The organism is Microbacterium sp. P5_B6 (assembly GCF_056400345.1).
Map to the genome: position 1 here is coordinate 514413 of NZ_JBFULL010000002.1, position 26243 is coordinate 540655.

At 67.6% G+C, this 26243-nt stretch carries 24 protein-coding genes; 6 read left to right on the forward strand and 18 right to left on the reverse strand.

Features of this window, described 5'->3' with window-relative positions; all coding sequences use genetic code 11:
• Window positions 1-13: 13 nt before the first annotated feature.
• The 11 genes from secF to pdxS all read right to left on the reverse strand — a co-directional run bounded on the left by secF (window position 14) and on the right by pdxS (window position 9073).
• Window positions 14-1003, reverse strand: a complete 990-nt coding sequence (gene secF / locus AC1DP3_RS04140) for a protein translocase subunit SecF (protein WP_477291551.1) — start codon at window positions 1001-1003, stop codon at window positions 14-16.
• Window positions 1003-2757, reverse strand: coding sequence for a protein translocase subunit SecD (gene secD, locus AC1DP3_RS04145; protein WP_477291553.1), 1755 nt, complete (start codon window positions 2755-2757; stop codon window positions 1003-1005). Before secD ends, secF begins: the two co-directional genes overlap by 1 nt.
• 39 nt (window positions 2758-2796) lie before the next feature.
• Window positions 2797-3243 (reverse strand): preprotein translocase subunit YajC, encoded by a 447-nt coding sequence (locus AC1DP3_RS04150; protein ID WP_477291555.1) that lies wholly within the window; start codon window positions 3241-3243, stop codon window positions 2797-2799.
• A gap of 81 nt (window positions 3244-3324) precedes the next feature.
• A complete protein-coding gene (gene ruvB / locus AC1DP3_RS04155; RefSeq protein WP_477291557.1) occupies window positions 3325-4353 on the reverse strand; it encodes a Holliday junction branch migration DNA helicase RuvB in 1029 nt (342 codons plus the stop codon).
• Window positions 4346-4966 (reverse strand): Holliday junction branch migration protein RuvA, encoded by a 621-nt coding sequence (ruvA, locus tag AC1DP3_RS04160; RefSeq protein WP_477291559.1) that lies wholly within the window; start codon window positions 4964-4966, stop codon window positions 4346-4348. Before ruvA ends, ruvB begins: the two co-directional genes overlap by 8 nt.
• 52 nt (window positions 4967-5018) lie before the next feature.
• Window positions 5019-5594: a crossover junction endodeoxyribonuclease RuvC gene (gene ruvC / locus AC1DP3_RS04165; protein WP_477291561.1), complete on the reverse strand. Its 576-nt coding sequence runs from the start codon at window positions 5592-5594 to the stop codon at window positions 5019-5021.
• Between the two features lie 64 nt (window positions 5595-5658).
• A complete protein-coding gene (locus AC1DP3_RS04170; protein ID WP_477291563.1) occupies window positions 5659-6417 on the reverse strand; it encodes a YebC/PmpR family DNA-binding transcriptional regulator in 759 nt (252 codons plus the stop codon).
• 48 nt (window positions 6418-6465) lie between these two features.
• Window positions 6466-6999: a DUF1697 domain-containing protein gene (locus tag AC1DP3_RS04175; protein ID WP_477291565.1), complete on the reverse strand. Its 534-nt coding sequence runs from the start codon at window positions 6997-6999 to the stop codon at window positions 6466-6468.
• Window position 7000: 1 nt separating this feature from the next.
• A complete protein-coding gene (locus AC1DP3_RS04180) occupies window positions 7001-7522 on the reverse strand; it encodes a hypothetical protein (protein ID WP_477291567.1) in 522 nt (173 codons plus the stop codon).
• A gap of 29 nt (window positions 7523-7551) precedes the next feature.
• On the reverse strand, window positions 7552-8145 hold the full coding sequence (gene pdxT / locus AC1DP3_RS04185) for a pyridoxal 5'-phosphate synthase glutaminase subunit PdxT (protein WP_477291569.1): 594 nt from the start codon (window positions 8143-8145) through the stop codon (window positions 7552-7554).
• A 37-nt stretch (window positions 8146-8182) separates the two neighbouring features.
• Window positions 8183-9073 carry a pyridoxal 5'-phosphate synthase lyase subunit PdxS gene (pdxS, locus tag AC1DP3_RS04190; RefSeq protein ID WP_477291571.1) on the reverse strand — a complete coding sequence of 297 codons (891 nt, stop codon included), beginning with the start codon at window positions 9071-9073 and terminating at the stop codon, window positions 8183-8185.
• A 78-nt stretch (window positions 9074-9151) separates the two neighbouring features.
• On the opposite strand from pdxS, the gene AC1DP3_RS04195 reads away from it, so the two are divergent.
• Entirely contained in the window at window positions 9152-10483 is a 1332-nt protein-coding gene (locus AC1DP3_RS04195; protein WP_477291573.1) for an aminotransferase class I/II-fold pyridoxal phosphate-dependent enzyme, read from the forward strand.
• A gap of 8 nt (window positions 10484-10491) precedes the next feature.
• Entirely contained in the window at window positions 10492-11343 is an 852-nt protein-coding gene (gene pdxY / locus AC1DP3_RS04200) for a pyridoxal kinase PdxY (RefSeq protein WP_477291575.1), read from the forward strand.
• A gap of 130 nt (window positions 11344-11473) precedes the next feature.
• On the opposite strand, the gene AC1DP3_RS04205 is transcribed toward pdxY, so the two are convergent.
• Together AC1DP3_RS04205 and thrS are read right to left on the reverse strand one after the other, a co-directional pair.
• On the reverse strand, window positions 11474-12046 hold the full coding sequence (locus AC1DP3_RS04205) for an HIT family protein (protein ID WP_477291577.1): 573 nt from the start codon (window positions 12044-12046) through the stop codon (window positions 11474-11476).
• Window positions 12043-14052 carry a threonine--tRNA ligase gene (gene thrS, locus AC1DP3_RS04210; protein ID WP_477291579.1) on the reverse strand — a complete coding sequence of 670 codons (2010 nt, stop codon included), beginning with the start codon at window positions 14050-14052 and terminating at the stop codon, window positions 12043-12045. The genes AC1DP3_RS04205 and thrS overlap by 4 nt, the downstream gene beginning before the upstream one ends.
• Before the next feature lie 298 nt (window positions 14053-14350).
• Here thrS and AC1DP3_RS04215 point away from each other — a divergent pair, with 298 nt between their 5' ends.
• Window positions 14351-15406 carry a hypothetical protein gene (locus AC1DP3_RS04215; protein WP_477291581.1) on the forward strand — a complete coding sequence of 352 codons (1056 nt, stop codon included), beginning with the start codon at window positions 14351-14353 and terminating at the stop codon, window positions 15404-15406.
• Window positions 15407-15425: 19 nt separating this feature from the next.
• Entirely contained in the window at window positions 15426-16889 is a 1464-nt protein-coding gene (locus AC1DP3_RS04220; RefSeq protein ID WP_477291583.1) for a hypothetical protein, read from the forward strand.
• A gap of 42 nt (window positions 16890-16931) precedes the next feature.
• Here AC1DP3_RS04220 and AC1DP3_RS04225 read toward each other — a convergent pair whose 3' ends face one another.
• Genes AC1DP3_RS04225 through AC1DP3_RS04240 form a run of 4 tightly spaced genes read right to left on the reverse strand, consistent with a single transcriptional unit; the run spans window position 16932 to window position 21532 of the window.
• Complete coding sequence (locus AC1DP3_RS04225; RefSeq protein ID WP_477291585.1) at window positions 16932-17852, reverse strand: alpha/beta hydrolase; 921 nt, start codon at window positions 17850-17852, stop codon at window positions 16932-16934.
• Window positions 17833-19179, reverse strand: coding sequence for a cytochrome P450 (locus AC1DP3_RS04230; protein ID WP_477291587.1), 1347 nt, complete (start codon window positions 19177-19179; stop codon window positions 17833-17835). Before AC1DP3_RS04230 ends, AC1DP3_RS04225 begins: the two co-directional genes overlap by 20 nt.
• 2 nt (window positions 19180-19181) lie before the next feature.
• Window positions 19182-19640, reverse strand: coding sequence for a nuclear transport factor 2 family protein (locus AC1DP3_RS04235; RefSeq protein ID WP_477291589.1), 459 nt, complete (start codon window positions 19638-19640; stop codon window positions 19182-19184).
• A gap of 35 nt (window positions 19641-19675) precedes the next feature.
• Window positions 19676-21532 (reverse strand): peroxidase family protein, encoded by a 1857-nt coding sequence (locus AC1DP3_RS04240; RefSeq protein ID WP_477291591.1) that lies wholly within the window; start codon window positions 21530-21532, stop codon window positions 19676-19678.
• Between the two features lie 416 nt (window positions 21533-21948).
• Here AC1DP3_RS04240 and AC1DP3_RS04245 point away from each other — a divergent pair, with 416 nt between their 5' ends.
• Both AC1DP3_RS04245 and AC1DP3_RS04250 read left to right on the forward strand, forming a co-directional pair.
• Window positions 21949-24372 carry a GMC oxidoreductase gene (locus tag AC1DP3_RS04245; protein ID WP_477291593.1) on the forward strand — a complete coding sequence of 808 codons (2424 nt, stop codon included), beginning with the start codon at window positions 21949-21951 and terminating at the stop codon, window positions 24370-24372.
• Window positions 24369-25418, forward strand: coding sequence for an alpha/beta fold hydrolase (locus AC1DP3_RS04250; RefSeq protein ID WP_477291595.1), 1050 nt, complete (start codon window positions 24369-24371; stop codon window positions 25416-25418). The genes AC1DP3_RS04245 and AC1DP3_RS04250 overlap by 4 nt, the downstream gene beginning before the upstream one ends.
• A 13-nt stretch (window positions 25419-25431) precedes the next feature.
• On the opposite strand, the gene AC1DP3_RS04255 is transcribed toward AC1DP3_RS04250, so the two are convergent.
• Complete coding sequence (locus tag AC1DP3_RS04255) at window positions 25432-26091, reverse strand: DNA alkylation repair protein (protein WP_477291597.1); 660 nt, start codon at window positions 26089-26091, stop codon at window positions 25432-25434.
• Window positions 26092-26243 lie beyond the last annotated feature (152 nt).

Here is a 26243-nt window from a genome sequence, read left to right on the forward strand (position 1 = left end):
CCAGCCGGCTCGGTCAGGCCGGGACGCTTGCGCGCTCCCGCGCGACCAGCACACGCGCGTCGCGCGACTTGATATCCGACTCGTTCTCGCGCAGCAGCGAGTACAGCGGCGCGGCCACGAAGATCGTGGAGTAGGCCGCCACGATGGTTCCGATGAAGATCGACAGCGAGATGTCCGTCAGAGTCTCCGCGCCGAGCGCGAATGCTCCGATGAAGAGGATCGCCCCTGTCGGCAGCACCGCCACCACCGTCGTGTTGATCGAGCGGACCAGCGTCTGGTTCACCGCGAGGTTCACCGACTCTCCGAACGTGCGGCCCGAGACTTCTCCGTCCTCGCTCGTGTTCTCCCTGATCTTGTCGAACACGACGGTCGTGTCATACAGCGCGTACGACAGGATCGTGAGGAAGCCGATGATCGCCGCCGGAGAGATCTCGAACCCGAAGAGCGCGTAGATGCCCACCGTGATCACGAGCACGTCGACGAGGCCGATGATGGCCGCGGCCGACATCTTCCAGGTCCGGAAGTAGAGACCGAGGATCACGAAGGTGAGGATGAGGAAGATCACGAGACCCCACAGGGAGGTCCGCGTGACGTCGGCACCCCAGCTGGGTCCGATGAACGAGGAGGTGACCTCACTCTGCGGCACTTCGTAGGCCTCGGCCAGGGCGACCGAGACCAGACGCGTCTCGTTGGAGGTCATCTGGTCGGTCTGCACGCGGATCGTCGCATCGCCGATGGTCGTGACCTTTGTGGTGGCGTCCGGGACCACCGTGTGCACCGCGTCTGTCGCGACATCCTGATCGGCGTTCGAGACCCCCGAAACCGTGAACTGCGAACCGCCGGTGAACTCGATCGAGAACTGGATCGGACGGAAGAGTGGAACCAGCGCCGCGCCGATCACGAGGACCGCGGCGATGATGAACCAGAGGTTGCGCCGGCCGACGAACGGGAACGACGTCTTCCCGGTGTAAAGGTCGTTTCCGAACTGACTCATGGAGCGCATCAGTCGTCTCCCCCCTTGCCCGTCGTGCCCGGTTTGTCTTTGACAGCGGTGCTGGTCTTGCCGGCCTCGGGCGCCGAGGATTCGGCCCGCTTGCGCTCGGCTATGGTCTGTCGGCGCTCGGCCTCGCCGCGGCTCTTGGACGCGCGTCGGGCGGCAGCCGTCGTGCCGACTGCGGCGGCCGGCGCGCGGAACTGCGCACGGCCGCGGTAGACGGCCCCGAGGGCCTCCGGGTCCATTCCGGACAGCGGATGCCCCGACCCGAAGAACTTCGTGCGGGCGAGCAGCTGCATCACGGGGTGCGTGAAGAGGATGAAGATGACGACGTCGATCACGGTCGTGAGACCGAGCGTGAACGCGAAGCCCTTCACCGTGGCGTCGGCCAGGATGTAGAGCACGACGGCGGCGAGGATGTTGATCGACTTCGAGATGTAGATCGTCCGCTTGGCGCGACCCCAGCCGTCTTCGACTGCCCCGGTGATCGACTTTCCGTCGCGCAGCTCATCTCGTATTCGCTCGAAGTACACGATGAACGAGTCGGCGGTGAAGCCGATCGACACGATGAGTCCCGCGACGCCGGCGAGCGACAGGCGGAAGCCCATGCGCCACGCGAGGATGCAGATCGTGACGTAGGTGAGGACCCCCATGACGAGCAGCGATGCGACGATCACGAAACCGAGCGCCCGGTAGACGATGAGCGAGTAGACGGCGACGAGAATGAGGCCGATCAACCCCGCGATGAGGCCGATCTTGAGCTGCTGCGAGCCGAGCGTGGCCGAGATCGTGTCGGAGCTCACGACCTCGAAGCTGAGCGGCAGCGCCCCGTACTTGAGCTGGTCAGCCAGGATCTTGGCGCTGTCCTGCGTGAAGTCGCCGGTGATGCTCGGCTTGCCGTCGAGGATCACTCCCTGCATGGACGGCGCCGAGAGCACATAGCCGTCGAGCACGAAGGCGAACTGATTCAGGGGTGCCTGCGCACCGTAGAGGCGCTGGCTGATCTCGCCGAACGTCTGGGTGCCCTCGGCGTCGAACGTCAGGTTGACCGCCCACACGCCGTTCGTCTGCTGCAGACCGAAGGTCGCGTCCGAGATCGACGACCCGTCGAGCTCGACGGGGCCGAGGATGTACTTGACGGAGCCGTCGACAGAGCACGTGATGAGGGGCTCTTCGACCGGCTCGCTGGCCGGGTCGTTGGTCTCGTCCGCGCAGTCGTAGGCGAGGAACTCCGCCTGAAGGGCCGGCGTGATCCACACGGGGTCGCTGGCATTGGTCGGGGACGCGGTGGGCGTCGCCTGCAGCGCGGGATCCGGCGTCGGGTACGGCGTCTCTTTGCTGTCTTCGCCCACGAAGGTGTTCGCCGGAGCGCCCGCATAGAGCACCGGCCGCAGCTGGAGCTGTGCGGAGGCCTCGATGCGCTGCCGCGTCTCGTCGTCGGCCTCGCCCGGGATCTGGACGACGATGTTCTTGCCGCCCTCGGTGGTCACCTCGGCCTCGCCGACACCGGAGGCGTCCACGCGCTGACGGATGATCGTGACAGCCTGGTTCATCTGCTCGGTCGACGGGTCGGCGCCGTCGGCGGTCTGCGCCTCGAGGATGATCTGCGTCCCGCCCTGGAGGTCGAGCGCGAGCTCAGGCGTCCACGAACTGGCTTTGAACACGTACACGCCGAGTGCGTTGATGCCGAACAGCACCGCAGTGATCGTGAGAAGTCCGATCAGCGCGCGCCAGGCATGCCGAACGGGAGTAGAGGTCGCCACGAGGGTCAGCTTTCTTGGGGGGACGCGAGGTGCGGGAGATCAGGCCTTGGGCTTGCGGTCCGTGCCGTTGTCGGCCTCGGCGTCGGCGGTCGCGTCGGCCTGCTCGCGGGCCCTGTCGTCGTCGAGCGACGCGATGAGGTCGTCCGCGGCGCCGCCGCTGTACTCGTCGTCGCTCACTTCGGAGTCGATGAAGTCGTCTTCGGTGACCGAGTCGACCACGGGGTCGACGACCCGGAGGATCGCCTGGCTGTGCACCTTGACCTCGAATCCGGGAGCGAGCTCGACGATCGCGGGCTTGTCGAGGTCGTCAGGGTCGTACTCGACGATCGTGCCGTAGAGGCCGCCCTGAAGCAGCACCTCGGCACCGGGAACCGTCTGGCGCGCCTTGGCCGCCTGCTCGTCCTTCTGCTTCTTCATCCGGCGGCGGGAGCTCCAGAACATGAAGACCAGGAGCGCGGCCAGAGGGATGATCAGGAAGAGGTCCATGGAAATGGGAACCTTTCGGGTCAGGCGCGCGCCGAGGCGGCGCTGCCTTTGAGAAGGAGAATCGGCGAAAGCCTTCAGCGATTATAAGTCATCGAATCTCAGCGCCCCGTCGGGATGCGCCGCGCCCAGGTGCGCGTATGCGGCGCGCGTCGCAATGCGGCCTCGCGGAGTGCGGCCGAGGAATCCGATCCGGACGAGGTAGGGCTCCACGACGGACTCGATCGTCTCGCCCTCCTCCCCGACGGTCACGGCGAGCGTGCTCAGCCCCACGGGGCCGCCCGCGAAGCGCCGCACGACGGCATCGAGGACGGCCCGGTCGAGCCGGTCGAGCCCGATCGCGTCCACGTCGTAGAGGTCGAGCGCGGCACGCACGATCGACATCTTCACGTCCCCGCCCTCGCCATGCACGACCTGATAGTCGCGCACACGGCGCAGCAGGCGGTTCGCGATGCGAGGCGTGCCGCGCGAGCGCCGCGCGATCTCGGCGCGCCCTTCGGGAGGCAGGGCCACTCCGAGCATGAGCGCGGACCGCTCGACGACGCGCTCCAGCTCATCGACCTCGTAGTACTCGAGGTGCGCGGTGAAGCCGAACCGATCGCGAAGCGGGTTGGGAAGCAGTCCTGAGCGGGTCGTCGCACCGACGAGGGTGAAGGGCGCCAGATCGAGCGGGATGCTGGTCGCCCCCGCGCCCTTGCCGACCATGATGTCGATGCGGAAGTCCTCCATGGCGAGGTACAGCATCTCCTCCGCGGAGCGCGCCATGCGGTGCACCTCGTCGATGAAGAGAACTTCGCCCGGGGTCAGGCTGGAAAGCAGAGCGGCGAGGTCGCCGGCGTGCTGGATCGCGGGGCCGCTGGACAGCCGCAGGGGCCTGCCGCTCTCGTGTGCGACGATCATCGCCAACGTCGTCTTGCCGAGGCCGGGAGGGCCTGACAGCAGGATGTGGTCGGGCGGGCGCTGCTGGATGCGTGCGGCATCGAGCAGCAGCTGGAGCTGCCCGCGGACCTTCTGCTGGCCCACGAACTCCGCAAGGGATGTGGGCCTCAGGGCCCCCTCGATCGCGAGCTCGATCTCGTCGGCCGGTTCGGCCAGGTCTCTGACGTCATCCACCCGCATGCTCCTTGCGTGCCGGGCCGAGGACGGCGAGCGTGAGTCTCAGGAGCGCCTGCACGGACGCGCGGTCGGCCGCTGTGGCGTCGTCCGCCACAGCGGCGACGGCCTCTGCCGCGATGCGCTCGGACCAGCCCAGCCCGACCAGCGCCTGGGTCACCTGCACGGGCACTGCGGACGGAGCGCCGGCATGCCCGTTCGGGGTGAGGCGGGCGGGCGAGAGCCTGCCGGCAAGCTGCACGACGATCAGCTTCGCGGTCTTCGGACCGATCCCCGACACTCGCCGGAACGGCGCGTCGTCGTCGGCCGCGACAGCATCCGCTATCTGCCCCACGGTGAGTGTCGACAGCACGCCGAGCGCCGACTTGGGCCCGACGCCGGTGACGCCGAGCAGCAGCGAGAAGACGGACAGCTCGTCATGGGTCTCGAAGCCGAAGAGCGAGAGCGCGTCCTCGCGGACGATGAGCGTCGTGTGCAGGTGGAGCTCGTCGCCGAGGTGTGCGCTGCGCGCGACTTGCGGCGAGACCGCGACCGCGAGTCCGACGCCTCCGACTTCGACGACGACCGAGTCTGCGTCAGCGTGCACGACGCGACCGCGAACCGAGGAGATCATCCTCTGAGCCTAGGGACCCGTTCGCAGGTTTGTTCGACCGACACGCTCGCGGTCAGCGACGCGCGAGCCGCTCGGCATCCTGCCAGGCGCGCTGAGCCGGGGTGAGTGCTCCCCCGCTCGCCGGCGCTGCGCCGACCCCGGCCCGCCAGGCGTGACAGAGAGCGAGGGCGAGGGCGTCGGCGGCGTCCGCGGGCTTGGGCAGCGCGTCGAGCCGGAGGATGCGGGCCACCATCGCCTGCACCTGCCGTTTGTCTGCAGACCCGTAGCCGGTGATGGCGGCCTTCACCTCAGTAGGCGTGTGCGTCTGCGCCGGCAGGCCGCGCTCACCCGCGATCAGGAGTGCCACTCCGCTGGCCTGGGCCGTGCCCATCACCGTGCTCCGGTTCTGCTGGGCGAACACGCGCTCCACTGCGACGACATCCGGCCGATGCTCATCGAGAACGCCGCGCAATCCTGCGGCGATCGCCGCGAGCCGTTGCTCGATCGCCATCGCGGGGTCGGACCGGATCACCCCGACGTGCACGAGGACGGCCGAGCGATCCCGGGCGACATCCACGACGCCGACGCCGCAGCGGGTCAAACCGGGGTCCACCCCCATCACGCGAAGCGATGCGCGAGCTCGAGGCATTCCCCCACGCTAACCGGACTGACGGCGGCGCCCGCCCAGGCGCGCCTGGGGCCGGCGCCCCGGTCTACTCGTCGTTCTCGAGTTCGGCCTGCACGTCGGCCGTCAGATCGAAGTTGCTGTAGACGTTCTGCACGTCGTCGCTGTCTTCGAGCGCGTCGATGAGCCGGAAGATCTTGCGCGCCGTGTCGGCGTCGACCTCGACCTTGAGGTTCGGCACGAACTCGACGTCCGCCGATTCGTAATCGATGCCGGCCTCCTGCAGCGCCGACCGCACCTTCACGAGGTCGGCTGCCTCGGTGATGACCGCGAAGCCCTCAGCCTGGGACTCGACCTCTTCGGCGCCCGCCTCGAGCACGGCCAGCATGACGTCGTCCTCGGTCGTGCCCTCGCCGGAGACGACGATGACGCCCTTGCGCGTGAAGTTGTATGCCACGCTGCCCGGATCCGCGAGGTTGCCCCCGTTGCGGCTGAGTGCGGTGCGCACCTCGGCCGCAGCACGGTTCTTGTTGTCGGTGAGGCACTCGATCATGAGGGCGACGCCGTTCGGACCGTAGCCCTCGTACATGATCGACGAGTACTCGACCGCCTCGCCGCCGATGCCGGCACCGCGCTTGACGGCGCGATCGATGTTGTCGTTGGGGACCGACGTCTTCTTCGCCTTCTGGATGGCGTCGAAGAGCGTGGGGTTGCCTGCGAGGTCGGGGCCGCCCATCTTGGCGGCGACTTCGATGTTCTTGATGAGCTTGGCGAATGACTTGGCACGGCGCGAATCGATGATCGCCTTCTTGTGCTTGGTCGTCGCCCACTTGGAGTGGCCGGACATGCGCACCAGTCTAATCCGCGACGCGGAACCGTCAGGATCGCGAGCCGGTCAGCCGAGGATCTTGATCAGCGTGCGCAGGTTCCGGTTGGTGGTCCGTGGCTTGAAGGTCCGCTTGGCGAGCACCTTCGCGAACGGGGTGTCGGTCGACGAACCCTTCGCAGGGTTCCAGTAGACGACTGCCGGTGCAGACCCGACGGGGTCCACCGAGGCATCGAGCGACGCCGCCGCGTCGATCAGCTCGTCACGGGTCGAGTCGTCGATGCAGAAGACGACCCACGGCTGGCGCGCGGCATCCGTCCCGTCGAAGGGGAATCCCTCGATCGCTCGGGCGAGCTCGTCGCGCGTGATCAGGAGGATCCAGGCGTCGTAGCCGAATCGGGTGCCCAGCGCCTCCTCGATCCGCTTCTTGAGTGCTGCGCGGTGGTCAGGAGCGGCATCCGTCTCGAACGTGACGTTGCCACTGGCGAGCACCGTGCGCACCGCATCGAACCCCAGCTCGCGGAACACGTGCGCCAGGTCGGCGCTGCGGATCGTGATGCCGCCGACGTTCACGCCGCGAAGGAGTGCGACCCAGGCCGTCATGTCACAGGGCGAACTCGAACCCGAACCGCGACGACAGCAGCGCGACGAGATCGCGCGGGATCTTGGTCAGGTACGCCGGCGCCGGCACCAGCGTCTCGGCGGACCCGATGAAGGGGAAGTAGACGGGCCCATCGGTCATCGCCTCGACGTCATCGCGCACGCCGACGATGTCGGAGCCGATGCGTCGGAGGGCCGTGATGGTGATCGGCGCGGCGAGCCGAAGCGTGTCGCTCACGGGCATCCGCCAGTGCGGGAGCGACTCGCCATGCCGGACGCGCTGCTCTTCGCCGAGCGGGCCGAGGATGCGTCCCCATGCGGCGATCCCGGGCGATGCGAGCGTTCGATCCCACACGAAGATCGTGTCACCGGGCTGCGTGTGCCCGACGAGCTCGTGCGACCACTCGAACCGGCGGTCGAGCGCGGTCTTCGGAGCCGAGAGGGCGTCGCCGACCACGCCTCTCGAGGGGGCGATCATCCAATAGCGCTCCTCGGGATGCTCCCGCCACCAGTCGTTGATCGCCATGCGTGAAATCTAACCCGCTCGGCGTCGAATCAACGCGCCGCGGCGCGCACGATGTCCAGGAACCGTCTGTGGAACCGCGTCTCGCCCGCCACCTCGGGGTGAAAGGCGGTGGCAAGGAGCGGGCCCTGCTCGACGGCGACCACTCCCCCGCCGGGAAGCCTCGCGATCGCGGTCGCCCGCCCGCCCACCTCAGTGACGAGCGGCGCGCGGATGAACGTCGCACGCACCGGTCCATCGTCGAAGCCATCCACCTCGAGGTCGGTCTCGAACGAGTCGACCTGGCTGCCGAAGGCGTTGCGTTCGACGACCACGTCGAGCCCGCCGAAGGTCTCCTGGCCGGCGATCGGGTTCGTCAGCCGGTCGGCCAGCATGATCATCCCGGCGCAGGTGCCGTACACCGGCATGCCCGTCGCGATCGCCTCGCGGATCGGTCCCTGCATGCCGAAGGTGCGCGACAGCTTGTCGATGACGCTCGATTCGCCGCCCGGGATGACGAGCCCGTCCACCGTGGCGAGCTCGGAGGCCCGCCGCACGAGGCACACCTCGGCCCCCAGGTCTCGAAGGACGTGCGCGTGCTCGCGAATGTCGCCCTGGAGCGCGAGGATGCCGACGCGAGCCTTCACCGTGGATTGAGTAGCGCGCGAAGCCCGCGCATCGAAATCACCAGCCACGCTCGGAAAGGCGGTGCGGGGCGGGGAGATCCGAGACGTTGATCCCGACCATCGCCTCGCCGAGGCCGCGGGAGACATCGGCGATGACCTTGGGGTCGTCGTAGAAGGTGGTGGCCTTGACGATCGCGGCGGCGCGCTCGGCCGGGTTGCCCGACTTGAAGATGCCGGAGCCGACGAAGACGCCGTCCGCCCCCATCTGCATCATCATCGCCGCATCCGCGGGTGTCGCGACGCCTCCCGCGACGAACAGCACGACCGGCAGCGTGCCGGTCGATGCGATCTCGGCCACCAGCTCGTACGGGGCCTGCAGCTCCTTCGCGGCGACGTAGAGCTCGTCCTTCGTCATCGACTTCAGGACGTTGATCTCACTCGTGATCTTGCGGATGTGCTTGGTGGCCTCGGATACGTCGCCCGTGCCGGCCTCGCCCTTCGAGCGGATCATGGCGGCGCCCTCATTGATGCGACGAAGCGCCTCGCCGAGGTTGGTGGCACCGCAGACGAAGGGAACCGTGAAGCCCCACTTGTCGATGTGGTTGACGTAGTCGGCGGGCGAGAGGACTTCGGACTCGTCGATGTAGTCGACGCCGAGCTCCTGCAGGATCTGCGCCTCGACGAAGTGGCCGATGCGCGCCTTCGCCATCACGGGAATCGAGACAGCCTCGATGATGCTGTCGATCATGTCGGGGTCGCTCATGCGCGACACGCCGCCCTGTGCGCGGATGTCGGCGGGCACTCGTTCGAGCGCCATGACGGCGACCGCGCCGGCATCCTCGGCGATCTTCGCCTGGTCCGCTGTCACGACGTCCATGATGACGCCGCCCTTCAGCATCTCTGCGAGTCCGCGCTTGACGCGCGACGAACCGGTCGTGGGGGAAGACATCGATAGACTCCTCGGGATTGGCCTAGGCCAAAAGATAGCACGTACCAGCACGTACACTTCGACCGTGGCAGGGGCCAGATGATCGACGACATCAGCGGGAGCACGGCTGTCGAGATCGCTGAGAGCGTCCGCGACCTCCTTGACCGCGGCATCCTCTCCGCGGGGGATCCGCTGCCGCCCGTGCGGTCCCTCGCCGACCGGCTCGGGATCAATCGCAACACCGTCGTGGCCGCCTACCGGCAGCTCGCAGGAGCAGGAGTCCTCGTCTCGCGCGGCCGAGGCGGTACACGGATCGCGGATCGCGCGGCCGTCGCACAGGACGGCTACGCGAGCGACAGCGTCCTTCGCGACATCGGCACGGGCAATCCCGACCCCGATCTCATCCCAGACCCCTCGGACGCGCTGTCGCACGTCACGCGCCGTCCCGTCCTCTATGGGGAGCCGGTGATCGACCCCGAACTCGAGGTCTGGGCGACGGAATGGATGCGGGAGGCGCTCGACCCCTCACTGCCCTTCCGGCTGACGATCACAAGCGGCGCATCGGACGCGATCGAGCGGCTCCTCGCGCAGGCGCTGACCCGCGACGACGCGGTGGGCCTCGAGGACCCGTGCTTCCTCGCCAGCATCCACACCGTGCGGCTCGGCGGCTACCGGCCCGTGCCCATCCCCGTCGACGAAGAGGGCATGACGGTGGACGGTCTGCGGGCCGCGCTCGCCGAGGGTGTCCGGGCGGTCGTCTGCACTCCCCGGGCGCAGAACCCGACCGGCGCGAGCCTGTCGCCGGGTCGCGCACAGCAGCTGCGCCGCGTCCTCGCCGAGCATCCGTACGTCCTCGTCATCGAGGATGACCATTTCGCGATGCTCTCCACCCGTCCCTACCACTCGCTCATCGGGCCGGAACATCGACGATGGGCGCTGGTGCGGTCGGTGTCGAAGTTCCTCGGGCCCGACATGTGCCTCGCGGTCGCGGCATCCGATCCCCGCACGGCGGAGCGGCTCGCGATGCGCCTGACACCCGGCACGACGTGGGTCAGCCACCTGCTGCAGCGCCTGACCCACGCGCTCGTGACCGATCAGGGGGTGCTCGCCGAGATCCACGCCGCCGCCGACCACTACGCCGAGCGCAATGCCGCCTTCGCGCGCCGCCTGTCGGCCCACGGGCTGGCCGCTGTGGCCGGCGACGGACTCAACCTCTGGGTTCGCGTCCCCGTCCCCGCGCGCAGCGTGACCGAACGGCTGATGCGGCGCGGATGGCTGGCTCGGCCCGGCGACGAGTTCATCCTGGGGGACGAGGACGCCGCATCGCATCTGCGGCTCACCGTCCATGACCTGGATGATCAGGATGCCGAGCAGCTCGCCGAGGATCTCGCGGCCGCCGCGGCGGATGGCGCCATCCGCAAGGTGGGATGATCGATCGGGTGAAGATCCTCTCCATCCAGTCGGCTGTCGCCTACGGCCATGTCGGGAACTCCGCCGCCGTCTTCCCCCTGCAGCGGATCGGCATCGACGTCCTGCCTGTCTACACCGTGAACTTCTCCAACCACACGGGGTACGGCGCGTGGCGCGGGCCGCTCATCGCGCCGGCCGACGTCGCGGACGTCATCACGGGGATCGAGGAGCGCGGTGCGTTCCCCGACATCGACGTCGTGCTCTCGGGCTATCAGGGCAGCGAGGGCATCGGCGACGTGATCCTCGACGCCGTCGCACGGGTGAAGGCGGCGAACCCGGCGGCCGTCTACTCGTGCGACCCGGTGATGGGCAACGCGAAGTCGGGATGCTTCGTCGCTCCGGCCATCCCCGTCCTCCTGCGCGAGCGCGTGGTCCCCCAGGCTGACATCATCACGCCGAACCAGTTCGAGCTCGGGTTCCTCACCGGCACGGAGCCTGCGGATCTCGATTCGACCCTCGCATCGGCCGATCTCGCCCGTGCCATAGGTCCGCGCACCGTGCTCGTCACGAGCGTGGAGCGGCCCGACCGCCCCGCCGGGACGATCGAGATGCTCGCGGTCGATGACCAGGGTGCATGGATCGTCCAAACGCCGCAGATCCCGATGAAGGCGAACGGCTCGGGCGACGTCACGGCCGCGCTCTTCACCGCGCATTACCGCGAGACCGGCGATGCCGCCCTCGCCCTCGCGCGCACGACGTCGAGTGTCTTCGACCTGCTTCAGAACACCTTCGACTCCGGGCAGCGCGAGCTGCAGCTCGTCGAGTCGCAGGAGGCCTACGCACACCCGCGGATGCAGTTCGAGGTGCGTCAGGTCCGCTGAGCTGCCGCCGGCAACAGGCGATCGCCCCCAGACAGGCCGTTCGGGCGAGATGCTGCCTGCCTTCGGCAGATCGCCTGTTCTCGGGCGACCGCCACGCACGCAAGTGCGCCGGGCGCCGGGATGCGTGAGGTCAGGCGTCCCACGCGCCGGCGACGGTCTGCCGGACGTCGCCGAGGAGCTGCGGGAGGGCTTTCGTCTTCGCGATGATCGGGAAGAAGTTGGCGTCGGTCGCCCAGCGCGGGACGACGTGCTGGTGCAGGTGCGCGTCGATCCCCGCGCCGGCGACGCTCCCCTGGTTCATGCCGATGTTGAACCCGTCGCAGTGCGACACTCGCGTCAGGACCCGCATCGCCCGCTGGGTGAGGGCGCCGATCTCGGCGACCTCCTCGGCCGTCGCCTCGTCGTACGTCGCGATGTGGCGGTACGGGCACACGAGCAGGTGTCCCGAGTTGTACGGGAAGAGGTTCAGCAGCACATACGCCGTCACCCCACGGTGCACGATGAGCGCATCGCTGTCGGACATCCCCGGCGCCGCGCAGAACGGACACACCTCGCGCAGCGGCTCGGGGCCCGCTTGGATGTACGCCATCCGATGCGGCGTCCACAGCCGCTGGAACTCGTCGGGAACCCCGGCGAGGGTGCTCGCCGCGACCAGCGGTGAATCCTCGCCGGCACCGGCAGAGGCATCCGGGTCCCGGCTCAAACGAGGTCCTCCGCGGTGTTCACGAGCGCGTGGGTCTGGATCGCGCGCTGCACGAGAGCCACCGCCTCATCGATCGGGATGCCGTTGCGCTGGGTGCCGTCGCGGAACCGGAACGACACGGTGCTCGCCGAGCGGTCCTGCTCGCCCGCGATCAGCTGGAGAGGCACCTTGTGGGTCGTGTGGTTGCGGATCTTCTTCTGCATGCGCTCGTCGCTGTGGTCGACGTCGGCGCGGACCCCGGCGGCACGGAGCGTGGCGACGACGCCGTCGAGGTAGTCCGCGTACTCCTCCGCCACCGGGATGCCGATGACCTGCACCGGTGCGAGCCACACCGGGAACGCCCCGGCGTAGTGCTCGAGCAGGATCGCGAAGAACCGCTCGATCGAACCGAACAGCGCGCGGTGGATCATGATCGGACGCTTCTTCTGTCCATCGCGATCGGTGTACTCGAGCTCGAAGCGCTCCGGGAGGTTCGGGTCGACCTGGACGGTCGACAGCTGCCAGGTGCGACCCAGTGCGTCCTTGGTCTTGAGATCGATCTTCGGCCCGTAGAAGGCGGCCTCGCCCGGCACCTCGGTGAGCTTCAGCCCGCTCGCGAGGCCGACGTTGCGGAGGGCGTTGGTGGAGTAGTCCCAGAACTCGTCCGTCCCGATCCACTTCTCCTTCTCGTCATCGCGCATCGACAGCTCGAGCTCGAAGTCATCGAGGCCGAAGTCCCGCAGCATCGAGATGACGAACTCGAGCACGCGGGTCGCCTCGTCCTCGAGCTGCTCGGGCGTGACGAAGAGGTGGGAGTCGTCCTGGGTGAAGCCGCGCACCCGAGTGAGTCCATGGAGCGCGCCGGAGAGCTCGTTGCGGTACACCGTGCCGTTCTCCGCAAGACGCATGGGCAGGTCGCGATAGCTGCGCGCGCGCTCCTTGAAGATCAGGATGTGCATCGGGCAGTTCATCGGCTTGAGGTAGTAGTCGACCCCCGCCTTGGTGATCTCGCCTTCGGCGTCCCGCTCCTCATCGAGGTGGATGGGCGGGAACATCCCCTCCTTGTAGGTCACGAGGTGGTTGGACTGGAGGAAGAGATCCTGCTTCGAGATGTGGGGGGTGTAGACGTAGGTGTAGCCGCCCTCGATGTGACGACGACGGGCGTGCTGCTCCATCTCACCGCGGACGATGCCGCCCTTGGGGTGCCAGACCGAGAGTCCCGATCCGATCTCGTCCGGGAACGAGAAGAGGTCGAGCTCCCGCCCGAGCTTGCGGTGATCGCGCTTGGCGGCCTCCTCGAGACGTCCCTGATAGGCACGCAGCTCGTCCTTGGTCGGCCACGCCGTGCCGTAGATGCGCTGCAGCTGAGGGTTCTTCTCGCTTCCGCGCCAGTATGCGCCCGCAATGCGCTGGAGAGCCCAGCCGTTGCCTATCCCGCGGGTGCTCGGAAGGTGCGGTCCGCGGCAGAGGTCCTTCCACACGGTCTCGCCCGTGCGCGGATCGACGTTGTCGTAGATCGTGAGCTCGCCCGCGCCGACTTCGACCGAGGCGCCCTCGGTCTTCGCGGCGCCGCCCTTGAGTCCGATGAGCTCGAGCTTGAACGGCTCGTTCGCGAGCTCCTCGCGCGCCTCATCGTCCGTCACGACCCGACGGACGAACCGCTGCCCGGAGCGGACGATGCGGTCCATCTCCTTCTCGATCGCCTTGAGCTTCTCGGGTGTGAACGGCTCGGCCACGCCGAAGTCGTAGTAGAAGCCGTCGGTGATCGGCGGACCGATGCCGAGGTTCGCCTGGGGGTCGATGCGCTGAACGGCCTGCGCGAGCACGTGCGCCGCCGAATGGCGCAGGATGCTGAGACCGTCGGGGCTGTCGATCGTCACCGGCTCGACGGCATCCGTCGACTGCACGGTCGTCGCGAGGTCTCGCAGCTCGCCGTTGACACGGAGGGCGATGACAGAGCGATCGGTGAAGAGGGCGAAGCCGTCAGCCGGGTAGGACACGGCCGACGGAAGGGCGACGTCAGTCAAGGGAAGTCTCCAGAGTGTGGTTCGGTCGAGGTCTGCTCAGCTTCGGCCGCGTTGCGCGTCCTGCCCGCTCAGGCCTGGAGCGTTCGCGTGCCGATCGCCGCGGCGACGGCCGCGTGCGAATACCGGCGTGGGGCCACGCGAGAAGTCTACCGTCGCCTGTCGCGGGGATTCCCGTGACGCGGGCGCATCGATGCCAATATGCTGAAGCGTCGCACGAGCCGGGTCGGGGGTCAGGCGGGGGCGACACCGGGCACGGCATCCATTTTCGGGGGTCGATATGAGCGATGACGCTCCGGGCGTGACGACGAGCACCCCGGACCGAGTACGACGACCGCTGCGCTGCGGCGATCCCACGGTGCACGAGTTCACGACGCCCGACGGGGTCGGGCTCAGGCTCACGCGCTTCCAGGGAGGGACGAAGGGTCCTGTCATCCTGACGCCGGGGTTCGGCACCTCGTCGATCGCCTACACGATCGACACCACCGAGACGAACTATCCCGAGTACCTCTACGAGCACGGCTACGACGTCTGGGTGCTGGACTATCGCGCGAGCCCCCTGCTTGCGTCGGGCTCGACGCAGTTCACGCTCGACGACATCGCGCGGTACGACTATCCCGCCGCCGTCGGAAAGGTGCGCGAGGTCTCGGGAGCTGACGACGTGCAGATCATGGCGCACTGCGTGGGCTCGCTGACCCTGCTCATGGCACTGAGCCTGGGCCTCCCAGGGGTGCGGTCATCGGTGGCCTCGCAGCTGACGCTCCACCCGCGTGCGGGTGCGCTCAATGAGCTCCGGGCCGGCATCTACGCCGCCGATGTCATGGACGCGCTGGGAATCGACTCGCTCACGACGGAGTTCGACGACGATCCCTCGCTGTTCGAGCGGCTCTATGACAAGGCCCTGTCGATCTACCCGTCGGGCGACGAGCCCTGTGACCGCCCGTTCTGCCGCCGGGTCATGTTCATGTACGGCGAGGTGTACGACCACGACCATCTCAACGATGAGACACACGACCATCTCGAGGAGGCCTTCGGAGTCGCGAACATCAAGACCCTGACGCAGATCACGAAGATCCTCCGCGAGGATCACGCCGTGAGCTTCGACGGCGAGCACGACTACCTCGACGGCGCGGCCAACATGCGGGTGCCCATCGCCTTCATCCACGGCGAGCACAATCGGCTCTTCCTGCCCGAGGGCAGCGAGCTGACGTACAACTGGCTCCGCGACGCCAATGGTCCCGAGCTCTACTCGCGCACCATCATCCCCGGCTATTCGCACATGGACTGCTTCGTGGGCAAGGATGCCGCCCGCGACGTCTACCCGACTGTCACCGCACTGCTCGATCGCTTCAACTGACACCACGAGGAGTCCCGTTATGACCAGCGTCGACGAGTCCACCGCCCCTGAGCCGACCGCGGACGAACAGCATCCGGGTCTCGCAGATCTGGGCAGCTACCCCTTCCTCAGCGCGCTGACCGATCGGCGAACGAGGCGGATCCCTCGCGGCTTCTCTGTCAACGCCGGCCCGCTGAGCCATGAGAGCCACAACGCCGCTGCCCCTCTCAGCAAGCTCGAGGAGGCGATCCTCGTCACCTGCGTGACCGGAATCACCGGCATCACGACCCACGACGGGCCGCTCGTGGAGAAGAACGGAATGAACGAACTGGGCACGCCGTTCCTCAACATCCTGGCGCGTACCGGCAGCAGCGCCGACAATGCGCAGGCCACGCATTTCTTCATGATCAACGACGACGGGATCTTCCTCCTGCGCGCTCCGCGGGGTGCGCGCGCGCTCGAGCTGCTGAAGGACCTTCCGCCGAAATGGGGCGACTGGACCGAGGCGGATTGGCTCGCGACGGCCGACGAGTGCATCATCCGCGTGTCCGACAAGCGTCTCGACTTCCCCCGGGAGTGGCCGTACTACCTCGGCTGGAACAACCAGGCCTCCAACGCCCCCGGGACGACGCTGTTCTTCCCGGTCGTGGACTGCACGTGGCAGTACATCAACGCCATCCTGATCCTCCTCACCGAACCCGGCGGAATGCGCCCGCTGTTCCTCGACGATTGGCGCAGCTTCCACCCGAAGGGCTTCGTGGAATGGTTCGCGAAGATCGGCGGTGGCATCGGGCTCACGCCGAAGATCCCCTACCACCCGATCGGAGGGCTCTCCCGGGTCCGCAGCGGCTATGTCAACAAGGACAGCCAGGCGCCGCTCGGGTTCGCGCACGCGATGCGCACCGATTACGAGTCCTTCTTCTATTTCCAGAACCTCATGCTGCTCGGCCAGTCGATGGGACTCGGCGGGTGGATCCACGGGTCGGTCTTCCCGCCGTACATCTGGCAGCAGGATGAGGCGAAGGGCTGGCACGGGCTGGGATTCCGGTTGCAGGAGCCGACGAAGAAGCACCGCAAGTGGCCGCCCGTGCCGGCATCCCAGGCCAACCCGGTCGGAATCGACGGCATCCTGGAAGGCCTCACTCCCCCGTACGTCTCCTCCATGGATGAAGCCGTGGACCGCGTCGTGGAGTCCAAGTACAGCGCGGACGGGCCCGCCTACGGCAACACCGACGTCTTCGCGAGCTCCTACCGGAACCGTGACGATGCGAACGCGTTCCTCGAGAAGGGCACGCGCTTCGGTCCGGATGAGATCGCCTACACCAAGGAGATCTGCAACTACATCTGGGACACCTATGGGCGGTTTCCCGCGCACGTCGACGCGTTCTACACGCCCGGCATGTGGCTGCAGTTCTCGCATTTGGAGCTCGAGTACTACGACCGGTTCTTCGACCCGCGGCAGTACACCCGTCAGGCCGCCCACGACGGGCTCTGGCACGCGTGAACCGCACGCAGCGCGTCTTGAGACGCCCAGGAGCCGACGCGCCTACAGCTGGGCGGTGAAGAAGCCCGCGACGTCAGCGGCCTCCTTGCTGACGTACTGGTAGCCCTCGTAGCGCCCCGACGAAGGGAACCGGATCACGCCCAGCGAGTGAGGGGTGAGGGCGGAGAACTCCTCGACGATCCCCATCTCGCCCCACGGGTCACCGGTGCCCTGGACGTACTGCACGACGGTTCCCCGCAGATGCGGTGCGGCGAGAGCCGGGTTGTGACGACTCGGCAGCGGGGCCCGCAGGATCAGGTACACGAGATCCGTGCTGCGTGCCGCGGCAGGGCCAAGGGGTCCGAGCACCTGCCGTGCGAAGTGTCGATTGAAGACCGGCAGTCGGGTCGGCTGCACCGCGAGGAGTGCTTTGACGGGAGGACCATCGGGAATCGAGAACATCACGGTGTTCGCACCCGCCGACGTGCCGAGGGCACCGATGCGCGCAGGATCGACGTCCCGCCTCGACCTGAGGTAGTAAACGGCGCCGTTGAAATCCCGTGCTTCCCATCGGCCCATGGTCAGCGGCGGTCGCCTGCCGCTCTCGCCGTGGTTCGACAGGTCGAAGAGGAGGACGTGGAAGCCGGCGTCATGAAGCGCCTGGGTCGCGGGCAGGAAGTCGACGTCCCGGTCGACGAACGGCACCCGGCCCGCGGTATTGCCGACCCGATTCCAGAGCCATCCGTGCACGAAGATGACGGCCGGCCCCCGGGCGGGCCCCGCCGGGACGAACCAGCCTTTCAGAGTCACGCCGTCTGTCGCGGCGAACGCCACCTCCTCGTAGTCCATCCCGGCATCCTTCGGCGTCCGGGCGAGAGGCTGACGGTCGCCGAAGATCATGAGCCGCGTCAGAGTGGTCAGCTTCCGGATGCCGCGCTCCCCGGAGGTGCGCACCCCGGAGGCGTCAGCCGGCGACGTCGGCATGCTCGCGGAATCTCACGACGAGTCCGCTCGCCGGGAGGGGGAAGAGCTCGTTCGTCAGCGTCAGGTCCTGTTCCGGGATCGACCATTCCGCCCTGCGCAGCAGCAGCGTCAGGTAGACCTTCACGGCCACCGTCACGATGTTCTCTCCGGGGCAGCGATGATGCGTCGATTGGCCGTCCCCGTGCGGCACATAGCTGCCGGGAGGGAGGGCTGCTTCCTGATTCGGGGTGAACCGATCCGGATCGAAGCGGTCGGGATCGGGGAACACGTCGGGATTGCGCATGTTGATATGGATGGCGCCCATCGCACCCCAGCCTTTGGGAATACGGAAGCCGCCGACCTCCATGTCCTCCTGGACCCGCCCGAAGAAGGTCGCGGAGTTCATCGCGAAGTACCGGCGCACCTCCTTGGAGATCTGCTCGAGGTATTCCATCCGGTCGATCTGATCCATCGTGATCGGGCCGTCCGGAGAGACCGCCAGCACTTCGGCACGCGCCCGCTCCATGACTTCCGGATGCTGACCGACGATCATCGTCGTCAGCGTAAGGGGCACGAAATACCCGCCCTGCCCCGCGAAGATGAGGTGACGGATGTCGCCCCGCAGTGCATCGAGGGGCACGTCGGTGTCGTTCGCGGCGTCGATCATGCGAGAGACGATGTCGTCGTACCCGCCTGCCTTGTGCTTCTCGAGAGCCTCGCCGATGATCGCGTCCATGCGCTTGCGCCCCGCGATCGCCTTCCCATACGTGGTCCCGGGGATGGCGACCGGCAGGGTCATGAACGCATCGCGCATGTTCGCGAGGTGATGATCCAGTTCTGCGGCATGCTCCTCGCTCAGGTCTCCCGTGTACAGCGCGCCGGTCAGCCGGGCAGCGAAGCGCTGAAGGTCGGCCCGCATGTCCTGGGCTGTCCCGCTCTGGAGCCATGGGTCGATGGTCCGCTGGAGCAGGCCCTGCATCGTGGGCAGATAGGACGCGATCGCCGACCGGTAGCCGACGGCTCGGAGCATGACGGATTTGCGGCCGTGGTGCTCCACCCCATCGATGAGAGCCAGCGAGTTGAGGAAGATCTGCTCCGCCGAGATCGGGTCGGCGTCGCCGCGGACGATCCGCTCGTCCGTCGCGAAGGTGTGGAATGCCTCGTGACCCGAGAAGACGACGAAGCTGTTGCCGAACAGCCGCGTCTTGAAGATCGGTCCGTACTTCTGTATCCGGTCCTTGTAGAAGCCGTGGTTGTTGCGAAGGATCGAGAACGTCTCACCCAGCCATGGCAGCCCGAAGCGACCGGGCGGGAGGGGCTTCTGCTTCACGGTGGAGGAGGTGGACATCGTCACTTCTTCTTCCGCAGGAGGGGCATGAGCCACCCGAACCACCGCGACGAGCGGAAGACCCAGTTGATCATGTGCTGGTTCCACTCGTGGAGCCAGTATTCGTGGATCTTCCCGTCGCGCAGGTCGAAGAGACCGATCGCGCGCCCCTTCATCGTCTTGATCGGCATCCGGATCTCATAGCGGATGAAGACCGCGGTGTACTTCTCGCCCGCCATGATGTCGAGCACCTCGCCGACGAAGACGCCGTCCTTGATGAACTGCGTGAGCTTCGTATACAGCTCGACGATGTCGTCGTTCGTCCTGTAGTCCCCCGAGAGGTAGTGCTGTCCGGGATAGTGGATGACGGCATCCGGAGCAAGAAGAGCGCGGAAACCGACCATGTCCCCCGCCATGAGCACCTTCCAGTAGGTGCGGATCACCTCGAACCGCGCCTCGCGGTCCTCTTCTGTCGTGGTCATCGGACTCCTCTGTCAGAAGTGCTGGTGCGTCGGATCTATGCGGCGGCGGATGCCGCAGCCGAGGTGGAGCTGGATGCGCCGGCGGGCGTCGCGCCGACGACGTTCCACGGGGCGAAGGCATTCGACACGCCGTCGAGGGCCGGGTGGAGCTGAGGGAAGTGGCGCAGCAGGACCGACTTCATCGTGTTGTCGGCGATCCAGTCCAATCCCGTCTTGGTGTAGTACTCCTCCGTGTAGCAGTCCGTGAGGAACCGGTCGCTCTTCAGCCGCCGGCTCGCCATGAGGATGAAGACGCGGAAAGCGGTGTCGCTGAAGCCGAATCCGCGGGGCGGCGTCTCTGCGTGCATGCCCACCTGAAGATCCACCTTCTCGACGTCTCCGTAGATCTCCTCGAGCTCTCGCGCCCACTGCGGGTTGTCCGTCAGCTCGTCGAAGGTGGATACCGGCGTGAGGTGCAGCATCCTGCGGAACTGGTTGTAGCGGGGCACGCCTCGCTCGCGGTCACGCGCGATGTCGAGAGCCGCCAGGTCGAGTCGGACGCCGTCCGGAAGCGTCAGATCCTGCATCCAGCTCGGGAAGTTGTGAAGCTGAACTGCTCCGGGATGCTGGACCCCGAACGAGTACCAGAGATCCTGCACCTCCTGTGGTCCGGCCAGCACGCGCTCCGCATTGAGCAGGATGATCTCCTTGAACTCCATGGTGTCCAGCAGCGAGTCGTCGGCGAGCGAGCGGACGTCGAGCTGATCGGGCAGCAGAGGGTGCAGGCGGTAGACCGCGGCGAACTCCTCGGTCAGCTGGTAGGGAGCTCCATGGTGATCGTGGGCGGAGCCGGGGATGCCGCTGACGAGATCGCTCCGGCCCAGGCGTCCGAATCGTCGATGCAGCCTTTCACCCGCGAGCCCCCACCAGTTGGCGCGCATGGCGACCTTGAGAACGGGATGCGCAATGATCGCCGGCGTCCATTCGACGGTGTGGATCTTCGCAAGCAGCGCGGAGGTGATGAGCTGCGCCGTGCCGAAGAGCTCGTCGTCTGTCAGGTGCGGGTGGTCCTTCTTCAGCGCATCGCAGATCGCGTTGTGCTCGAGAGTGAACAGCGTGTGGAGCATCCCGAGCCCCACCCACCAGTTCTCGTTGAATCCGGTGAGCGCCACTCCGGCCTTCGGGTCGAGCGGCAGCCGACCGTCCTTCAGCGCGAGCTTTCCGTCGATGCGACTGCGCACCGCATCGCGCCTGGCCTCAGAGCTTCCGTAGATCGCGGACGCGTCCCACCAGTGCGACTGACTGTTGATGTACGTCGGCGGAAGGTCCCTGTCGCCGTCGACGCGCGTCGCGTCCTGCTTGGTCCGCGGAATCCGCATCGGGTTCTCGAACCAGGTGTCGCCCTCGGGAAGCGGGATCTCGATGTGCGCTTCCTCCTCGCGTCCGTGGGCGAACCAGTCGTGCGTCTGGAACTGGATCCACGACGCCGCGATGAGGTTGAGCGACGTGGCGGGTGTGAACTGCTCGCGTCGCATCAGCCGCCGGCTGATCTCCCGTGGGTTGGGCGCGGCGAGGTCGGCGGCTGCGGCCGGCCACGCGCTGGCGATCGGGACGTTCCGCGCGAATCGGGTGCTCGCCCGCCCCATGTCCGGGTCGCTCAAGTCGTTGTACGACCCGTCGGCGGTCCGGAACCGACGCTCGGCGTCGGGAGCGGTCGCCAGCGTGACGCCGGGTGTCCGTCCGGCATCGCCCGGGGTGCGCGTGTCCGTCAGGTTCTCGGACCGCAGCTGATCGCGGAGCGCGATCAGGTTGAGCAGGCCGAAAGCGAAGGGCAGTCTGTGCCATGGTTTGCGGCGGTTCACCCGCGCGAAAGTGCTGATCAGTGCGCGCTCGAAAACAGATGGTCTGCTCAATGCCGGCTCCGTTCACGCAGGACGCCCGTGCCCCAACCGGATCTGCCCTGGTTCCAGTGGATCTGCCCGCATCTTAGTGAAACCGAAGCCGTGAGGGCCATCATTCCGACCGACTTCGCCTGTCTTCGCGCCGCCGATCCTGAAGCCGATGATCGCCGGGGACGAGCTTCGGCGCCGTCGCGGGTATCCGTTGCGCGGTGGGGGCGCGGCTCACTAGTTTGAGGGGCAGGCGCGGACCTGGGGGGCCGGGCGCGGGCAGCGAGGAAACAGCCGGCCGCCGATGCCACGCGCCTCGAGCACCGCCGTCGAATCCTTCAGAGAGGCAACGCCGATGTCCTCCACGAATCACGTGCTTCACCCCGTTCCCCACCGCGCATCCGATATACCCTCCGCCGCCACTCGCCAGGGGGGTGCCCGTGTCTTCCAGCGCTGAGCATCTCGATGCGGTCGTCGTCGGATCGGGGTTCGGCGCCTCCGTCGCGGCGTATCGCCTGGCCGACGCCGGGCGATCCGTTGTCGTCCTCGAGCGCGGGCGCAGCTACCCGCCGGGCAGCTTCGCCCGCAACCCCTACGAGATGAGCCACGCCTTCTGGGAGCCGAAGGACGAGCTGTTCGGCCTGTTCGACATCCGCTCGTTCCGCAAGATCGAGTCGATCGTCTCGTCGGGGCTCGGCGGCGGCTCGCTGATCTACGCCAACGTCCTGCTGCGCAAAGACGAGCGATGGTTCGTGCACGACTCACCACTGCCGGGCGGCGGCTACGAAAACTGGCCCATCGGGCGCAACGACCTCGATCGTCACTACGACGCGGTCGAGGCGATGATGACTCCGACGCCGAACCCCTACCCGGATCTCCCGAAATCCAAGGCGTTGCGCGAAGCGGCACAGGCTCTCGGGCTGCAGGTGATCGAGCCGCCGCTCGCGGTGTCGTTCGCTTCGCGGCCGGGCGGCACCGCCCAGCCGAAGCAGCTGATCGAGGAGCCTTCGTACGGCAACATCCACGGGGCGACCCGGCTCACGTGCCGGCTCTGCGGCGAGTGCGACATCGGCTGCAACGAGGGTTCGAAGAACACCCTGGATCACAACTACCTGTCGGCCGCGGCCTTCAAGGGCGCAGACATCCGGACGCTCGCCGAGGTGTACGGCGTCACCCCGCTGGACGGGGGCGGCTACGAGGTGCGCTATCTGCAGTACGGAACGGATGCCGAGGCCGACGGCAAGCGCCGCCGTGAGCCGGTGACGATCACCTGCGACCAGCTCTTCCTCGGCGCGGGAACGTTCGGGACGACGGCGCTCCTCCTCCGCAACCGCGTGGGCCTGCCCGCACTCGGCCAGGCGCTCGGCAGCCGCTTCAGCGGCAACGGCGACCTGATCACGTTCTGCTTCAATGCCAAGACGACGTCGGATCAGGGCCAGCTGCGGATCATCGACCCGACGTACGGGCCCGTCATCACCACCGCCATCCGTCAGCCCGACGGGGCTGACCAGGAGGGCGCGGGACGCGGCTACTACGTGCAGGAAGCGGGCTTCCCGGATTTCGCGAACTGGCTCATCGAGACCGCGCAGGTCACGTCGTCGATGAAGCGGGCCGGGTCCGTGGTGAAGCAGATGATCTGGAATCGCCTCGGCAACAGGAACGAGTCGACCATCTCGGCGGAGGTGGCCAAGCTCGTCGGTCAGGGCCGTCTGGCATCGAGTTCGCTCCCACTCCTCGGGATGGGCCGAGACACGCCCGACGGACGCATCACCCTCCGCGACGGAGAGGTGGATGTCGAGTGGACGGCCGCGACGAGCGCGGCCTACTTCGACTCGATGCGAAAGACGATGAGAGACATCACCGAGACGCTGGGCGGAACGTACCGAGACAATCCGCTCTGGTGGACCAAGCGGGTCGTCACGGTCCACCCGCTGGGCGGAACGCCGATGGGGCGGCATCCCCACGAGGGTGTGGTCGACGCCTGGAACGAGGCCTTCGGGCATCCGGGCCTCTTCGTCGTCGACGGTTCTGCCGTCCCGGGTCCCGTTGGACCGAATCCCTCGCTCACCATCGCCGCGATGTCCAACCGCGCGGTCGAGCACGCGCTCGAGAAGCCGCGGCCGCCACGCCGCACCGTTCCGCGGGCGGTACCCGCATCGACGCCGGAGGTCATCGTGGACGAGCCCCAAGCAGGTCGCGGCATGGAGTTCACCGAGAAGATGAAGGGCTACATCGCCCTGGACGAGACCGATCCGATGGAGGGGTGGACTCTCGGTCGGCAGCTCAGTCAGCGATTCATGTTCACACTGACCATCACCGCCCCGGATGTCGAGCGCTTCGTCGCAGGGGAGGATCACACCGCTCTGGCCGAGGGGGAGATCGAATGCGATCTCCTCGGCGGCCAGCTGCCGGTGGTGAAAGGCTGGGCCAACCTCTTCGTCCAGGCAGGCGACGAGAACTCGATGGAGATGCGCTACCGGCTCTGGTTCCACGACCGCGCCGGCATTCCCCTGACGATGTACGGATTCAAGGTGGTGCGCGACGACCCCGGACTCGACGTCTGGAGCGACACATCCACTCTGTACATCACCGTTATGAAAGGCCATGTCCCTCCCGGCGAGAATGGCGCTGATGACGGCTCGGGCGACGTGATCGCGGCCGGCATCCTGCGGATCCTGGCGGCGGATTTCGCTCGGCAGATGACGACGTTCAAGGGCTCAGGCGGAGGGGCTCTCGCCTCGATCGCGCGATTCGGGGCGTTCTTCACTAAATCCGTGAAAGACGCCTATCTGAAGCCCGCACGGCAGCCCCAGGGTTCCCGGCCCGCCGGCCCTGGTTCGCCGGATGACGAGATCCCGACATGAGCGCGCCGCCCCTGACTGATCGCCGCACCCACCGCGATGCAGTTCACTTCCTCGAGGCAGCCGACGGGGCCGCACTCACGGCCATACAGGTGCGGGGTGAAGCCGAGCCTGCGAAAGGCCCGGTGCTGCTGCTGCATGGTGTGGGAATGCGTGCGGAGTCCTTTCGTCCGCCGGCCATCAGGTCGCTCGTCGATGTCCTGATCGATGAGGGGTGGGATGTCTGGCTGGGCAACTGGCGCGGATCGATCGACCTGCCGGCCATGCCCTGGGCGCTCGACGACGTGGCACGATTCGATGTGCCCGCACTCGTCGAGTACGTCGCCGCCCAGACCGGCTCTGCCACCGTGAAGCTAGTGGCCCACTGCCAGGGCGCGGCGGCGGCCAGCATGGCGGTCGTCGCCGGTCTCGTGCCCCAGGTCGACACGGTGGTCGCCAACGGGGTCTCGCTTCACCCGCTGGTGCCCCGCTTCGCGAAGGTCAAGCTGCACCTCGTCCGTCCGCTGCTGGGCCGGGGCGAGCCGTATGTCGACGTCGCATGGGGTGATGGCCCCGAACGGGGTGTCCCTTGGGTCGCGCGCACGGCGGTGCGATTGGCGCACGGGGAATGCAGCAATCCGAGCTGCAACATGGCGAGCTTCGCTCTCGGCGCCGGGCATCCCGCGCTGTGGCGGCACGAGAATCTGGACGACGCCACCCACCGCTGGCTCGGGGGCGAACTGGGCAGGATTCCCCTCAGCTGGTACGCGCAGATGGCGATGAGCGACCGGGCGCGGCAGTACGTGAGCGTCCGCCCACACACCGACCTTCCCCGCAGATGGGGTGGCCAGCGCCCGGCGACGGAGGCCCGATTCGTCCTCCTGACCGGCGACCGCAACAGGGCGTTCCTGCCCGCCAGCCAGCGCGCGACGTTCGACTACCTCGAGCGGCACCAGCCCGGACGGCACTCACTGACGGTCATCCCCGGATATTCGCACACCGACGTCTTCATCGGCCGCCGCGCCCATGTCGACGTCTTCCCGCGCATCCTCGCCGCGCTCAACGACTGACCCCCGTGGCCGCTCAGAGGTGCTTGAGAGCCTCGCGCCTGCTGAGCGGGCTCACGACAGTGCCCGCGACGTAGGCGCGGACCCACTCGGGTGCGACCCGCGCGTACTCGCGCAGAGCCCAGCCGATGGCCTTGCGGATGAAGAATTCGGGATCCTCCCGATTCGGCTCGATGGCCGCTGCCAGCAGGTCAGGGTCGACACGGTCGCGCCTGCCCAGCTGAGAGAGGATGGCGATCCGCCGGATCCACATGTCCGGGTCGACGCTCCACCGTCTCACTAGTCGACTGGTCTCCCCCGGCCGGGCGTCGAGCGCGTCGGCCATGCGATGCGCGAGCTCGTCCGTGATGTCCCACCATCGCCCTGTGCGAACCATGTGCTCGACGAGGGGAATGATCTGCGGATCCCCTCGCAGTGGGCGCAACCCGAGGAGGTGCATCGCGGCGTACCGCTCTTCGCGTCGGGATGCCTCGTCCCACAGGTCGATCGCAGTGGAACGCAATGCCGCGGCATCCGTCACCCCCGCGGTCGCTGCCTTCGTGAGGCGCCGAACCTCGGGCAGCGGCACACCGTAGAAGGGCATCGCCGACTTCATGTAGGCCTGCTGCCCTGGTGCGCGCTGCGGGTCGGCGTGGGCGGCGAGTGCGGCACGGATCGGGTCGGCGAGCTCACTCACGAGGACGCTTGGCGAGGGCGGGGACACGGCATGACGGCCAGCGTATCCGGCGCCAGCCGTGGCGCCCCGTCGACCAACCGCCGGCGCCCGGCACAACGACCGAGGCCCCCTGGCCCGCGGCCCGATCGGGCTCGCAGGTCAGGAGGCCTCAG